General features: G+C 66.0%; 12 protein-coding genes and 1 pseudogene. 9 read left to right on the forward strand and 4 right to left on the reverse strand.

Annotation, left to right across the window (positions count from 1 at the left end):
* Both A5652_RS22805 and A5652_RS22810 read left to right on the forward strand, forming a co-directional pair.
* A partial coding sequence (locus A5652_RS22805) for an SAM-dependent methyltransferase (protein WP_067357195.1) occupies nucleotides 1-681 on the forward strand: 681 nt, incomplete at its 5' end.
* On the forward strand, nucleotides 678-1,313 hold the full coding sequence (locus A5652_RS22810) for a class I SAM-dependent methyltransferase (protein ID WP_067357199.1): 636 nt from the start codon (nucleotides 678-680) through the stop codon (nucleotides 1,311-1,313). The genes A5652_RS22805 and A5652_RS22810, both read left to right, overlap by 4 nt.
* A 98-nt stretch (nucleotides 1,314-1,411) precedes the next feature.
* On the opposite strand, the gene A5652_RS28780 is transcribed toward A5652_RS22810, so the two are convergent.
* A complete protein-coding gene (locus A5652_RS28780) occupies nucleotides 1,412-2,122 on the reverse strand; it encodes a chitin-binding protein (RefSeq protein ID WP_082984031.1) in 711 nt (236 codons plus the stop codon).
* 311 nt (nucleotides 2,123-2,433) lie between these two features.
* Here A5652_RS28780 and A5652_RS22820 point away from each other — a divergent pair, with 311 nt between their 5' ends.
* The 3 genes and pseudogenes from A5652_RS22820 (at nucleotide 2,434) to A5652_RS22830 (ending at nucleotide 5,649) form a co-directional block, all read left to right on the forward strand.
* Nucleotides 2,434-3,147, forward strand: coding sequence for a VIT family protein (locus A5652_RS22820; RefSeq protein ID WP_067357206.1), 714 nt, complete (start codon nucleotides 2,434-2,436; stop codon nucleotides 3,145-3,147).
* A 110-nt stretch (nucleotides 3,148-3,257) separates the two neighbouring features.
* Nucleotides 3,258-4,096 (forward strand): annotated as a pseudogene (locus A5652_RS28785) (acyl-CoA thioesterase domain-containing protein).
* A 20-nt stretch (nucleotides 4,097-4,116) separates the two neighbouring features.
* Nucleotides 4,117-5,649 (forward strand): class I adenylate-forming enzyme family protein, encoded by a 1,533-nt coding sequence (locus A5652_RS22830; RefSeq protein WP_067357210.1) that lies wholly within the window; start codon nucleotides 4,117-4,119, stop codon nucleotides 5,647-5,649.
* A 133-nt stretch (nucleotides 5,650-5,782) separates the two neighbouring features.
* On the opposite strand, the gene A5652_RS22835 is transcribed toward A5652_RS22830, so the two are convergent.
* Nucleotides 5,783-6,403 carry a TIGR03085 family metal-binding protein gene (locus A5652_RS22835; protein WP_067357213.1) on the reverse strand — a complete coding sequence of 207 codons (621 nt, stop codon included), beginning with the start codon at nucleotides 6,401-6,403 and terminating at the stop codon, nucleotides 5,783-5,785.
* Between the two features lie 103 nt (nucleotides 6,404-6,506).
* Between A5652_RS22835 and htpG the strand changes: the two genes are divergently transcribed.
* From htpG to A5652_RS22850, 3 genes are all read left to right on the forward strand, one after another.
* The gene (htpG, locus tag A5652_RS22840; RefSeq protein WP_067357216.1) at nucleotides 6,507-8,432 is read left to right on the forward strand and encodes a molecular chaperone HtpG; all 1,926 of its coding nucleotides are present in this window, start codon (nucleotides 6,507-6,509) and stop codon (nucleotides 8,430-8,432) included.
* A 69-nt stretch (nucleotides 8,433-8,501) separates the two neighbouring features.
* Nucleotides 8,502-8,717 carry a hypothetical protein gene (locus A5652_RS22845; protein ID WP_067357220.1) on the forward strand — a complete coding sequence of 72 codons (216 nt, stop codon included), beginning with the start codon at nucleotides 8,502-8,504 and terminating at the stop codon, nucleotides 8,715-8,717.
* 75 nt (nucleotides 8,718-8,792) lie between these two features.
* Complete coding sequence (locus A5652_RS22850; RefSeq protein ID WP_067357223.1) at nucleotides 8,793-9,815, forward strand: TIGR03617 family F420-dependent LLM class oxidoreductase; 1,023 nt, start codon at nucleotides 8,793-8,795, stop codon at nucleotides 9,813-9,815.
* On the opposite strand, the gene A5652_RS22855 is transcribed toward A5652_RS22850, so the two are convergent.
* A complete protein-coding gene (locus A5652_RS22855) occupies nucleotides 9,805-11,490 on the reverse strand; it encodes an NRAMP family divalent metal transporter (RefSeq protein WP_067357227.1) in 1,686 nt (561 codons plus the stop codon). The two genes, A5652_RS22850 and A5652_RS22855, sit on opposite strands and share 11 nt — an antisense overlap.
* Entirely contained in the window at nucleotides 11,487-12,824 is a 1,338-nt protein-coding gene (locus A5652_RS22860; protein ID WP_067357229.1) for a magnesium transporter MgtE N-terminal domain-containing protein, read from the reverse strand. The genes A5652_RS22855 and A5652_RS22860 overlap by 4 nt, the downstream gene beginning before the upstream one ends.
* A gap of 206 nt (nucleotides 12,825-13,030) precedes the next feature.
* Between A5652_RS22860 and A5652_RS22865 the strand changes: the two genes are divergently transcribed.
* Nucleotides 13,031-13,399, forward strand: coding sequence for a VOC family protein (locus tag A5652_RS22865; RefSeq protein WP_067357232.1), 369 nt, complete (start codon nucleotides 13,031-13,033; stop codon nucleotides 13,397-13,399).
* The last annotated feature ends 472 nt before the right edge of the window (nucleotides 13,400-13,871 follow it).

Consider the following 13,871-nt stretch of genomic DNA (forward strand, 5'->3'; position numbering starts at 1 on the left):
GCCCGCACCCGATTCTTCGACTCGTTCTTCTACGCCGCGACGCAGGCCGGGATCCGACAGGCGGTGATTCTGGCGTCGGGTCTGGACGCCCGGGCCTACCGGTTGGCGTGGCCGGCCGATATGACCGTCTTCGAAATCGACCAACCGCAGGTGATCGAATTCAAGGCCGCCACGCTGGCCAAGCTGCTCGCCGCGCCGCAGGCCGAGCTGCGCACGGTCGCCGTCGATCTGCGCAACGACTGGCCAAAGGCTCTGGCGGAAGCCGGTTTTGACGAGAGTCAGCCCACGGCCTGGATCGCGGAGGGACTCTTCGGGTATCTGCCGCCGGAGGCGCAGGATCGCCTGCTGGACAACATCACCGCACTCAGCGCTGACGGCAGCCGCCTGGCGTGCGAAGCTATCCCGGACATGTCAGAGGTAGACACCGAGAAAGCCCACGAGATGATGAGCAGGGCCACCGCCAAATGGCGTGAGCATGGCTTCGACCTGGAATTCGGCGAGCTCAGCTACCAGGGCGAGCGCAATGACGTCGCCGTCTATCTCGATAACCTGGGATGGCGGTCCGACGACATTCGGATGAGTGAGCTATTGGCCGACTCCGGTCTTGATGCGATTCCGCAGACCAACGACTCCGTGTCGGTGGCCGACACCATCTACTACAGCTCGGTGCTGAGCAAATGACCGCGCCGCAGCGACGAGGGCTCAACGAGGCCGTCACGCGGATGTGGAGTTTCCTTGCGCCGGCGTACGATCTGCCCTTCTTGCAACGGTGGGTCTACCGACCTCCGCACAACGAGGTGATAGCCCAGCTGCGCAACCACGGCGCACGCAAGATCGCTGACGTAGCTTGCGGCACAGGTATTTTGAGCGATCGGATCCAGCGCGAACTGCAGCCCGACGAGATCTACGGCGTCGACATGTCCGACGGCATGCTCGGGCAGGCTCGTGCAAGGTCGGATCGGGTGCAGTGGATGCGCGGCCCGGCCGAGCGGCTTCCGTTTGACGACGGCGCCCTCGATGCGGTCGTGACGACCTCGGCCTTCCACTTCTTCGATCAGCCGGCGGCGTTGCGTGAATTCCATCGTGTGCTGGCACCGGGCGGCCTGGTGGCCGTCTCGGCACTGAGCACGCGGCAGCCGCGGCTGCAGTCATCTGCCAACTCTCGATGGAAGCCGCAACACAACACATCGGCGCCCGAGATGCGGACGTTGTTCGAGGACGCCGGGTTCGTCATCACGGATCAGCACCGGATCCCGCGACCGGTGTGGACCGCGCTCGTGTCCGACCTGTTGACCGTCGGCACGAAGAGCTAGAGTCAGCGCCCAGGCGTGAAACACGCTCGGCACCAGGGCATTCAAGCGACGACGCCCGCTTCGCCGATTGGCGAAGCGGGCGTCGTGTCAGCTATCGATCACAGCGGGATCCACACTCCGAAGAGCCAGAAACCCCACTGGTTGAAACCGGGATCCCAGATGGGCGTTTCCTGGTAGCCCCAGTAGTTGATCGGGCCGTAGTCCCAGCGCCCACCGGGCGGGGGGAGCGGTCGATCCCATGCCGGCCGCGGCGGCGCACCCGCCCCCCAGGGGCCAGGCCCATCGCCCCACGGCGCCCCGTGGAAGTAACCACGCTGGGCGTCCCCGTGCCACGGGCCGCCGGGGTGAGGATCCGGTCCACCGAATCCGCCGGGGGCACCGGGGTGATCGCCGGGTCCGCCCGGACCGCCGGGGTGATCGCCAGGGCCACCCGGACCGCCGGGGTGATCGCCGGGTCCGCCGGGACCGCCCGGGTGATCGCCAGGGCCACCCGGACCGCCCGGACCACCGGGGTGATCGGCTGGTCCGCCCGGCCCCCCTGGGCCACCTGGGTGATTGCCGGGTCCGCCTGGCCCCCCTGGGCCACCGGGGTGATCGCCGGGTCCGCCGGGACCGCCCGGTCCACCCGGGCCACCCGGATCGTTAGGACCAGTGGGAGCATGGCCGCCACCAGGGGCCGCCCCGCCGTGATTTCCCGGAGGCTGTGGCGCTCCGGGAGCGGCGTTGGCAAACCCGGCCCCCATTCCCAGGGCCGCAGCGCTGAGCGCTCCTGCGACGGTCACCCCTCCGACAAGTTGCTTCAACTTCATGATGCTTCACCTATCCACTAGGGATTACTTGCAAGGAAGTTCCTTAGAACACCCCCCGTTACAACCCCGACGTTAAATAGCTTCCCTATGGATCAGCTGTGACCCGCCCGTGCAGAGCTTTTGGCCGGCCCCACAGAACGTCGATTTGTCGCACCCGCGCCGTTGGCTATGGCCGTCGGTTACGGGGCTGCCCGACGTTGTGCACCAGGCTGTTTGGCCCGGGTGGCGACTGCGGCAAACCGGTGCACAGGCTGGTTTGGGCAGGCTACGTTGGCTAGTCGGCCAGGGTTTTCCTCTATAGGGTTGCGGCCGTGTCGAGTGCGTCACATCCGCACGAACCCCATGTCGGTTCGGTGTCGTCGAAGCTCAATTGGCTGCGCGCGGGTGTCCTGGGCGCCAATGACGGGATCGTCTCCACCGCGGGCATCGTCGTGGGTGTCGCCGCGGCCACCGCCGAACGCGCCCCGATACTGACCGCCGGCAGCGCCGGACTGGTCGCGGGTGCGGTGTCGATGGCGCTGGGGGAATACGTCTCCGTCAGCACCCAGCGCGACACCGAGAAGGCGCTGTTGAGCCAGGAGCGTCGCGAATTGCGCGACGATCCCGTCGCCGAATTGGACGAGCTCGCGACACTCTACGAGGCAAAAGGCTTGACGCCCGCGACCGCTCGCACGGTGGCCGAGGAACTTACCGACCACAATCCGCTGCTCGCTCACGCTGAGGTCGAACTGGGCATCAATCCCGAGGAGCTGACGAATCCCTGGCAGGCGGCATCGTCATCGGCGCTCTCGTTCGCGATTGGCGCCATCTTGCCGTTGATCGCCATCCTGGTCCCGCCCACGACGTGGAGAGTCCCCATCACCGTCGCCGCGGTACTCATCGCGCTGGTAATCACCGGTGCGGTCTCGGCCCGACTGGGCGGGGCGCCAAAGGCCCGAGCGGTGCTGCGCAACGCCATTGGCGGCACTCTCGCGTTGGCGATCACCTACGTGATCGGTCATCTGGTGGGCGCCGCAATCAGCTGACCGTCGGGTGTGTTGTGGGCGGTGCATATCCAGCGACTGGAAGCGCAACTGTAACATCGACGGTTGCGGTCCTCAGCCGAACCGCAATCCCTCACGCGGAGAGTCAAGCAGTGGCCGAGCCCGATATCGTGCCGGATGAAGCTCAATGGGCAGAACCGGTGCCGTACTTTGTGCGCGACGACAATTACTTCGTGCCAACCAAATTCGCGCGCGGTGGATGGGGTCCATCGCTCAGCGGCCATGTAGTCGGCGGACTCTTGGCGTGGGCGGTCGAGGATGCGGCTCAGGATGCGCAACTGCAGCCCGCGCGGTTGACCGTAGATCTGCCCCGTCCCACGGCGCTGGAGCCGCTCGAGGTCCACACGCAAGTGCGACAGGACCGACGCCGATTACGGCTCATCGAAGCCGTGATCATCCAGGGCGGCGCAGCGGTGGCACAGGCGAGCGCACTGTTTCTGCGCCGGGGCACGCAGACGGGCACGTCTGGTCACCACCGGTGCAGATGCCACCGATCCCCCTGGACGAGGCCTACTCGACGCTGTTCATGCGAACCTACGGCTGGGGTGCCGATGTACAGAGCCCCGACCCGGACTGGCCGCACACGGACGGCCCGAAATACACGTGGATACACGAGACGCGTCCGTTGATCGAGGACGAACCACTCACCGCCTTCACCCGCGTGGCGATGGCCGGTGACATCACGGCTTCGATTGCCAACTGGGGCACCAACTCCCTGCAATTCATCAACGTCGACTACACGCTCACGCTGAGCCGACTGCCAGCGGGCGACCACATCGGGCTGGCCTCGCTGACGCATCACAGTCACGACGGGGTGGCCAGCGGCTCGGCGGTCCTCGTGGACGCGAAGGGACCGATCGGTACCGGCGTGTCTGCCGCGATCGCGCATTCGGGATTTCGGCCGCCCTCCGCCGATCCGTCACCCAGGTGAGGTCCGGAGGCGGAGCCGCGATGACATTCTGGGCGTTGATCGCCGATGCGGCGCAGCGGGCATCGAGCCGGCCGCTTCTTGCCGACGAGTACGGGCGCAGCCTGACCGCTCGTCAGCTGTGGGACGCGGCATGCGTGACCGCCGCCGCGCTCGCCGAACGGGGAATCCGCGCGGGCACCGTCGTGTCCTGGCAGCTGCCCACCACACTGGAGACCATGGTGGTGATGGCCGCGCTGGCCCGACTCGGTGCGGTGCAGAATCCGATCATCCCACTACTCCGCGAAAGCGAAGTTGGTTTCATCACTCGCCAGCTGGACACCGAATTCTTTGTGGTGCCCGAGATCTGGCGGGGTTTTGATCACGGTGGGCTGGCTCGGGGGTTGGCGGGGGACGCGGGCTTTGAGGTCATCACCCTCGACCTGGCAACACCGCCGGTCGCCGGTGAGCTGCGCCTGCCCGGCGCCGCCGTCGAGGCCCTCCCCGCGCCGCCGAGTTTGGCCGATGAGACTCGCTGGATCTACTACTCCTCGGGAACCACCGCGGCGCCCAAGGGGATCCGTCATACCGACAGGTCGGTCATCGCCGGCTCGGCGGGAGTGGTGGACATGGTGGGCGCCAACAGCAGCGACGTGGATCCGATCGTTTTCCCGATCGCCCACATCGGTGGGGCCGCGATGCTGGCCACCGCGCTGCTGACGGGCATGCGGTTGGCTCTGTTCGAGACGTTCGACCCGGCCACCACGCCGTGGGCCATCGCCGCGCACAATCCGACATTCCTGGGCACTGCGACCCCATTCTTCGTCGCATACCTCGAAGCCCAACGGGCCGAAGGCGATCGGCCGCTGTTTCCGTCGGTGCGGGGCTGTCTGGCCGGCGGCGCTCCCGTCACCGCCGAACTGGGCCGTCAAGTCCGCGAAACCTTCGGCCTGGCCGGGATCGCGAATGCCTGGGGGATGACGGAGTTTCCGTGCGCGACCTCACCCTCGCTGACCGCGGCGCCCGAGGTGCTCGACCATACGGTCGGGCCGCCGGTGCCCGGGGTCGAAGTGCGCGTGGTCGACGGCCACGGTGTCGAAGTGCGCGCCGGACAGGAGGGGGAGCTGCGGCTCAAGGGACCCCAGTGCTTCCTCGGCTACGCCGACCCGACGCTTGACGCCGATGCCTTCGACAGCGACGGCTGGCTGCGCACAGGCGATCTCGGCCTGATCGACCCGAGTGGCAACGTCCGCGTCACGGACCGTACCAAGGACGCGATCATCCGCAATGCAGAGAACATCTCGGCCCTGGAAATCGAGAATGCGCTGGCCACCCATCCCGCCGTCGCCGATGTCGCCGTCATCGGCATTCCCGACCTCCGCACCGGCGAACGCGTCTGTGCCGTCGTGGTTCCCGCGACGGCCGCCGGCGTGTCGTTGGAATCCCTTGTGCGACATTGCCAATCACGTGGCCTTAGCCGATACAAACACCCCGAGCACCTGGTGGTGGTCGAAACACTGCCGCGCAATCAGTTCGGCAAGGTGATCAAGAAGGAACTGCGCGAGACCTTGGGTTGAAACGCGTGGGGTCGTAGGGAGCCCGCGAGCCTCAGGGTTGTCCAGACCACCTCAGATTTGATAACAAATGCGCTAGCGAGTTTCGAATTGCGGTTATGCCTCCTGGACGGCTCGCGAGCAGCCGCCGCGTAGGCTACAACCCCTTGGGCGCGTCCCGGACGGCCTGCACCGCGGCGTCGTCGCCCTCGAATTCGACCCGGGCTTCTCGCCCTACCGAGAACAGCAGCAGCTCCTCGGGCGCCCCGGTGACCGTTACCGCCGGCCCCTGACCCGCGGTGAGCACCGTCTTGCCCTCCGTGGTGCGCAACGCCACCCGGCCGGGCGTCTTGGCGAGGGTAAGCCGGGCCATCAACGGCAGGGTGCGGCGCAACATCTTGCTCAGCGCGGGCTCCAAGGAGCGCGGCTGCCAGCCCGGCTGCGCGCGGCGCACATCCTCGTGGTGGATGAACATCTCGGCCACATTGGCCACCGGGTCGAGCAGTTTGAGCGGCGAGTAGACCGGCGGACCGGCGGCGAGCTTGCCCACCAGCTCGTCCCACTCGTTCTGCTCGGCCACCTGGTTCTGCACCCTCTCCGTGTGGGAGGCCAAGAAGGGGATGAGAATGCCGGGTGCCGCGTCGGGCCGGTACTCACGGATCACCAGATGGGCGGCCAAGTCCCGCGTCATCCATCCCTCGCACAGGGTGGGCGCGTCCGGCCCGACGCCGCGCATGGTTTCCACAAGGGCGGCACGTTCGCGTTGAGCAACAGACATCCGTTCAGCCTAGAGCCGGTTACCCCGGAGAGCACGGGTCCACCGTGCACCACTCGTCGGCGGCTCGGTAAATTTGGGACGTCATGTTGTCGAAGGGAATCTCATGAGCGCGCACGTTGAGCAGTTGGAGTTTCAGGCAGAGGCTCGGCAGCTGCTGGACTTGATGGTCCACTCCGTCTACTCCAACAAGGACTCGTTCCTGCGAGAGTTGATCTCGAATGCTTCCGATGCTTTGGACAAGCTGCGGCTTGAAGCGTTCCGGAACAAGGACCTCGACGTCGACACCTCCGACCTGCACATCGAGATCGACGTCGACAAGGATGCCCGCACCCTGACCATCCGCGACAACGGCATCGGGATGACCCGCGCCGAAGTGGTCGACCTGATCGGCACGCTGGCCAAGTCCGGCACCGCCGAGCTGCGCAAACAACTGCGCGAGGCCAAGAATGCCGCGGCCTCCGAGGAACTCATCGGCCAATTCGGAATCGGTTTCTATTCGAGCTTCATGGTCGCCGACAAGGTCGAACTGCTCACCCGCAAGGCCGGCGAGAGCGATGCCACCAAATGGGAATCGAGCGGGGAGGGCACCTACACCATCGAATCGGTCGAGGACGCCCCACAGGGAACGTCGGTCACCCTGCATCTCAAGCCCGAGGACGCCGAGGACGAACTGCACGACTACACCGCGGAGTTCAAGATCAGGAGCCTGGTCAAGAAGTATTCCGACTTCATCGCATGGCCCATCCGGATGGAGGTCGTGCGAAGCACGCCCGCTGCGGAGGAGGGCGGCGAGGAGACGGTCACGATCGAGACCGAGACCCTCAACTCGATGAAGGCCCTGTGGGCCAGGCCCAAAGAAGAGGTCTCCGAGGAGGAGTACAAGGAGTTCTACAAGCACATCGCACACGCCTGGGACGACCCGCTCGAGGTCATCGCGATGCGGGCCGAAGGCACATTCGAGTACCAGGCGCTGCTGTTCATCCCGTCGCACGCCCCGTTCGACCTGTTCAATCGGGACGCCCAGACCGGGATTCAGCTCTACGTCAAGCGCGTGTTCATCATGGCCGACTGCGACGAGCTCATGCCCGAATACCTGCGCTTCGTCAAGGGCGTCGTTGACGCGCAGGACATGTCGCTCAACGTGTCGCGCGAGATCCTGCAACAGGATCGGCAGATCAAGGCCATCCGGCGCCGGTTGACCAAGAAGGTCCTCTCCACGATCAAGGATCTGCAGTCCGAGCGCCCTGAGGACTATCGCACCTTCTGGACCCAATTCGGCAGGGTTGTCAAGGAGGGCCTGCTGAACGACTTCGACAACCAGGAGACGCTGCTGCAGCTCTCCTCATTCGCCTCGACGCACAGCGAAGAGGAGCCCACCACGCTCGCCCAGTACATAGAGCGCATGAAAGAGGGCCAGACGCAGATCTTCTACGCCACCGGAGAGTCGCGTCAGCAGATCCTGAAGTCGCCGCACCTCGAGGCGTTCAAAGCCAAGGGCTACGAGGTTCTGCTGCTCACCGACCCGGTCGACGAGGTCTGGGTGGGAACCGTGACCGAGTTCGACGGCAAGCCGCTGCAGTCCATCGCCAAGGGTGAGGTGGACCTCAGCGCCGACGGCGACGAGAGCGAAGCCGAGCGCGAGGAGCAGCAGAAGGAATTCGCCGACCTGCTCAGCTGGCTGAAGGAGACCCTGACCGACCACGTCAAGGAAGTTCGGCTGTCCAACCGCCTGACGGACTCGCCCGCCTGCCTGATCACCGACGCCTTCGGGATCACGCCGGCGCTCGCGCGCATGTACCGCGCTTCCGGGCAGACCATTCCGGTGGGCAAACGGATCCTCGAACTCAACCCCAACCACCCCCTCGTCACCGGCCTGCGTCAAGCGCACCAGGATCGCAGCGACGACCCCTCGGTCGCGGAGACCGCGGAATTGCTCTACGGCACAGCGCTTCTTGCCGAAGGCGGTGCGCTCGACGATCCGGCGAGGTTTGCCGAGATCCTCGCCGGCCGGCTGGCCCGCACGGTGTAACCCAGGGTTTACCGGCAAATAGGCGATTTCGGTAATCGAAAACTCGCTGGCAGGGATAAATTGGATCCCATGCCTGAGTTTCGCGTTATCGACCCACGTGGCCGGGTCGTCGCGGCGAAGGGTTTTGCCAATGCCGAGGCCGCGCACGCCTGGTTCGTCGACTCGGTCGGCGGTAACACCGAGCTGGGTTGGCGCATGGAGGTCAACGACGACGGGCAATGGGCATTCTTCGATGACACCGACGGCTTCACCGCCCCGATGAGCCATCGGCCGACGAAACGCTGACCGCCGCATCCGGCCGTCGGCCACGCGCGACGCGCCCGGCCTCGCTGGCTCTCTCGCTCGACGTACGCTCCCACCATGCATGTCGACGCGATGACGACTCCCCAGCCGCTCGGCCAAATCGGTGACCTTGCCCGGCGGACCGAATCCGTCGGATTCTCCGGGCTGTTGTTCACCGAGACCGGCCGCACCGCATACCTGAACGCCGCCGTAGCCTCGCAGGCCGCGCCCGAGCTCGAATTGTCGACGGGCGTCGCAGTGGCCTTTCCGCGTAGCCCGTTCGTCACCGCCGCCGCGGCGTGGGAACTGCAGGAAGCCACCAAGGGGAAGTTCCGGCTGGGACTGGGAACGCAGGTGCGCACCCACGTCGTCCGGCGCTACGGAACCGCCTTCGAGAGGCCCGGACCCCGGCTGCGCGACTACTTGCTCGCCGTGAAGGCGTGCTTCGCGGCGTTTCGCTCAGGGACGCTCGACCACCACGGCGACTTCTACGATCTCGACTTCATCACCCCGCAGTGGAGCCCGGGCCCGATCGACGCACCGGACCCCAAAGTCGATATCGCAGCGGTCAATCCGTGGATGCTGCGCATGGCGGGCGAAGTGGCCGACGGGCTTCACGTCCACCCGATCGGCGAACCGGGCTACCTGGCCCGGCACGTGTTGCCGACCGTTGCCGAAGGGGCGGCGAAAGCCGGCCGTGCACCGTCGGACATCGCGATCATCGTGCCCGTCATGACGATCGTCGGCGACACCGACGAGGAGCTCGACAAGCAACGTGAAGTCGTGCGCGCCAGCATGGCCTTCTACGGCAGCACGCCGAACTACGCATTCATCTGGGATGAGGCGGGTTTCGAGGGCACGACCGCCCGGATCCGGGAGAAACAGAAGGCCGGAGATTTCGCCGGGATGGCGGCCCAGGTCAGCGATGATCACATCGCGGTCTTCGCGACCGAGTCGACCTGGGATGGGCTGGCCGACGCGTTGGTCGAGAAATACGCCGGAATGGCAACACGATTGGTGATGTACAACGCCGTCGCCGATCTGGAGCGCTTCGAGCGGTACGGCGAGGTGGCTCGCCGGGTGCAAGGGATCAGCGGCTGAGCTGGATGGCTTTGACCACGAGCAGCAGCGCGCCGGCGACCAGATAGGTGCGCAGCGCGATCATGCCCAGTCGGGTGCCGGGCGACCATACGACCGGCTCAAGCAGCGTCAGCGGTGGCATGCGCCAGGTGCTGCGGTCCACACCCCGGACCGGAAGCCGCACGACGGGCCGCGCGGGCTGGCGGCGGGCCATCCAGCGCAACGCAGGCGCAGCCGCGAGCGCGAACACGGCCATTGCCACCACCAGGTAGCCCGACATCACCACGACATCGATTTGGGGAAACAACGTGGTAGCCATCAAGATTCCCGACAGCAGCAGCAACGTGCCCACGATCAGTCCGGCGACCCAGTTCAGCCAGGGCCGATTTACCCAGGGGCCCAATACTTCTCGATCATTGCACAACAACAGCAGGAATACGCTGGCGCTGGGCAGGAGTAGACCGGCGAGCGCCTGCACGGCGGTGGTGATGAGCCCGAGCGGGGCGCCCGGGATCAGGACGATCGCGGCGGCCAGCACCACCATTGCGGTGTAGGACAGGTAGAACTGTTTGGCGTCGGAGAAGCCCCGGTGTAGTGAGTGCTTCAGCCCGAAGACGTCTCCGAACGCGTAACTGGTGGCCAGGGTGACTGCGGCGGCACCGATGATCGAGGCGTCCATCAGCACGATCGCAAAGGTCCAGCCAAGCGTCTCGCGGTGCTGGCCGAGCAGATGGGCGATGGCCCCGGCGTCGGTGAAGCCACCCACGGTGCCGGTGGAGCGCGCGGCCCAGTCGCCGGTCATCACCAGTGCGGCGGCGCCGACCACCACTACGAAGGCACCGAGCACGGTGTCGGCGCGTTCGTACGCCATGAACCGGGGTGTGATGCGCTTGTCGACGACGTTGGACTGCTGGAAAAACAGCTGCCACGGAGCGACGGTGGTACCGACGATGGCGATGATCAGCAACACCGCATCCGAACTGATTCCGCCCGAAATGCCGGGTACGACAAAGGACTTCGCCGCATGCACCCACTGCGGATGTGACATCAACAGCATCGGGATCTGCAGCAGGGTGACGGCGATGAACACGAACATGGCCCGCTCCCACCGACGGAAGCTGCCGCTGGCCATGATCGCCACCAACGCCACCGCCGAGGTCGGCACCACAACGTATTTGGAGACGCCGATGTACTCGGCGGCCAGGCTGATGCCGATGAACTCGGTGACGATCGTCAAGAAGTTGAGCAAGAACAGGTCGCCGACCGAAAACCAGCCCCAGCCCCGGCCGAAGCGTTCGTTGATCAGTCGGGCATGCCCGACCCCGGTGACCGCCCCGAGCCGGACCACCATTTCTTGGTTGACGATGAGCACGGGGATCAGCAGCAGCAACACCCACAGCAGTGAGTAGCCGTAGTTCTGGCCGGCCTGGGCGTAGGTGGCCACCCCGCCCGCGTCGTTGTCGCCGACCATCACGATGATTCCGGGCCCGACGATCGCGAGCAGGGTCAGCAGCCGCGTCCGCCAGGTCCGGGCATGCTCGGTCTCTCCGACGCTGATGCGTCCGAACGCGCCCTCGATATCGCCCGCATGCGCGCTGTCCAGCACCGCGGTGCGCCGCGGCTGCGCCGGCTCGGAGCGCTGTGCGTCGACGCCCTGCGCGCCGGCCTGGGTGGTGTTCTCGCCGCCGGAGCTCACTGCGGGCTACCCCCCGTTGGCGGTGTGTCACGGTCGTCGGCTGGGGCGATTTCGCGGATGGGGCGGGGCGCGGGCTCCCGGCGCCGCCAGTCCTCGGGGATGGTCGCCTCCAGCACATCGTCGACGGTGACCACCCCGAGGAGGCGGTCGTGTTCGTCGACGACGGGTATGGAGTAGAGATTGAAATCCGCCATTAGCAGCGCGATATCGGTCAGGTCCGCGTCGGCGTTCACCCGCACCGGGTCGGAATCCATTAGCGCGCTGAGGATTTCGGCGGGGTCGACCTGCAGCAGGGTGATCACTGACACGACGCCGTCAAGACGTTTGTCCTCGTCCAGCACGTGCACCTTGATCAGCGCTTCCGGCTGGATGTTGTGCGACGCGGCGACCAAGGCCAACGCCTCGCCCGCCGTCGTGGCGGGTGAACACGTCACGGAGTCGACATTCATCAACCCGCCCGCGCTTTCGGGGTTGAACCCCATCAAGGTGACGACCTTGGTGCGCTGCGGGGCGGGCATCAGCTCGAGCACGCGCCGGCGCCGGGACTGGCGCAGGTCGGCGATCGCATCGGCGGCGTCGTCGGCGCGCATCCGGCCCAGCAGCGCGGCGACCTCGTTGTCCGGCATGTTGTCGAGCAACCGACTGGCCTTTTCCGGGTCGAGTTCTTCGAAGACGTCGGCTTCCAATTCCGGGTCGCTGTGCACGCGGTCGAGGATCTCGCCGCCCTCGGCCTTGTCCGCTTCCTCGAGGAGGTCGGCGATCTCGGCGGCCTTGAGCTCGCCGAATCGGTCCGACAGACGTCGGACCGCGTCGGAGCGGGCGTGGCCGATCAGCGGCTCGAATGCCTTCCAATCGCGCGACGCATGCCCGCCCGAATGCCTGATAAGCCCGAACAATCGCGGCGGACGGCGCGTGTCGAGGCGGGTGACCATCCAGCCTTCACCGGTCTGTTCCAGCTCGACGTCGTAGGCGCGCACCAGCTCGACGGTGGCCACGTCGATCAACCGGTGGCCCAGCACGTCGGTGCGCAACAGCACTTCACCCTCGCGGCGTTCGAACCCGCGAAGGTCAACCTTATTCTTGGTCAACAGGACTCGGTCCGCCGAGTACGCGTCAATGGTTTTGTCGCCGATGAAGACCCGGCGTCCGCCGACCCCCGCCACGATGCCGGCCACCAGCGGGTACTCCTCGGCCCCGCGCAACCGCACGATCACGTCCTCGACCCGGCCCACCGTTTCGCCGGAACGTGCCAGGACGGGTGCACGTAACAGTTGAGAGAGGTGGATTATCGGCTGTCCGGCGCGCGGCTTGGACGCCTTTTCCGATGTGCTCATGTATCCCTCCTCAAGGCGGTGCGACCGAACCCGCGGCCAACCTACCCCGAAAACCGAGTGTTGCGGTGCCTCGCGAATCGAAATCGATCGTTGGACCGTCTCGGCGGCCAGAGCGTACGCTCGTGTCGCCGTGGATGACTACCGTCAATAGGTAAACGGCAGAAGGCTATTGGGATTTCGTACCGTGGCTGAGTTATGTTCGCTCTGTGTCCGTACTCGACTTCATTTCGGTATCCCCTATTGTCCCCGTCAGAGACCTGGACGTCGCACTTGCCCGCTACCGCCGGCTGGGTTTCGACGTCCACGCTTATGAAGGCCCCGACCGGTACGGATTCGCCGACCGCGGGTCGGTGTCGATCCACCTCACCGAATGGGCCGAGCACGACCCCTTACGCACCGCCGCAAGCGTGTACTTCTACGTCAGTGACGCCGATGCCCTCTATACGGAGTGGGCGACACTGGAAAACCTCGGTGGTCGCCTAATCGCGCCGCAGGATACGCCGTACGGCTTGCGCGAATTCGCCTATGTCGATCCCGACGGCACCGCGCACCGGGTCGGTTCACGCCTGGGCTGAGCTTAGGTACTTTCCGTTGCCCGAGTGCACGTTTCGTGGTTGACTGGACATAGCTGGCCTGGATATGGGCCAGCACCACCGTCGCCGCCGCTATCAGACTTAAGGCGGCCCAACCTATGTCGTTGGTCTGCAACGCTTTACCTAGCGACACCGAGCATCGACCCCACGACGGGCCCGGCGACGGTGTGGGGGGCGACGCGGTAAGCGGACCGGCCCGAAATGCCGACTGTTCCCAGGCGGTCGCTTGTCCTGCAATTGATCTCGTAATGACAACGGTCAACGGTCACAGCTGCATCACCGGTCCCCGCACCGGGCTATGTGCGAGTTGCCCGCCTCTCAGCGACAAGCCGGCCGAGGAAATACGGCCCCGCCCGCCCAACGCACGCGTTTCGCTGAGAGGCGGGCAACTCGTACATGCCCGCCGGCAGCGACGGCAGTGGAGCAAGTGACAAACCACCACGACTGGTCGAGC

The sequence above is a fragment of the Mycobacterium sp. 1165178.9 genome (assembly GCF_001673555.1).
Taxonomy (GTDB): Bacteria; Actinomycetota; Actinomycetes; order Mycobacteriales; family Mycobacteriaceae; genus Mycobacterium.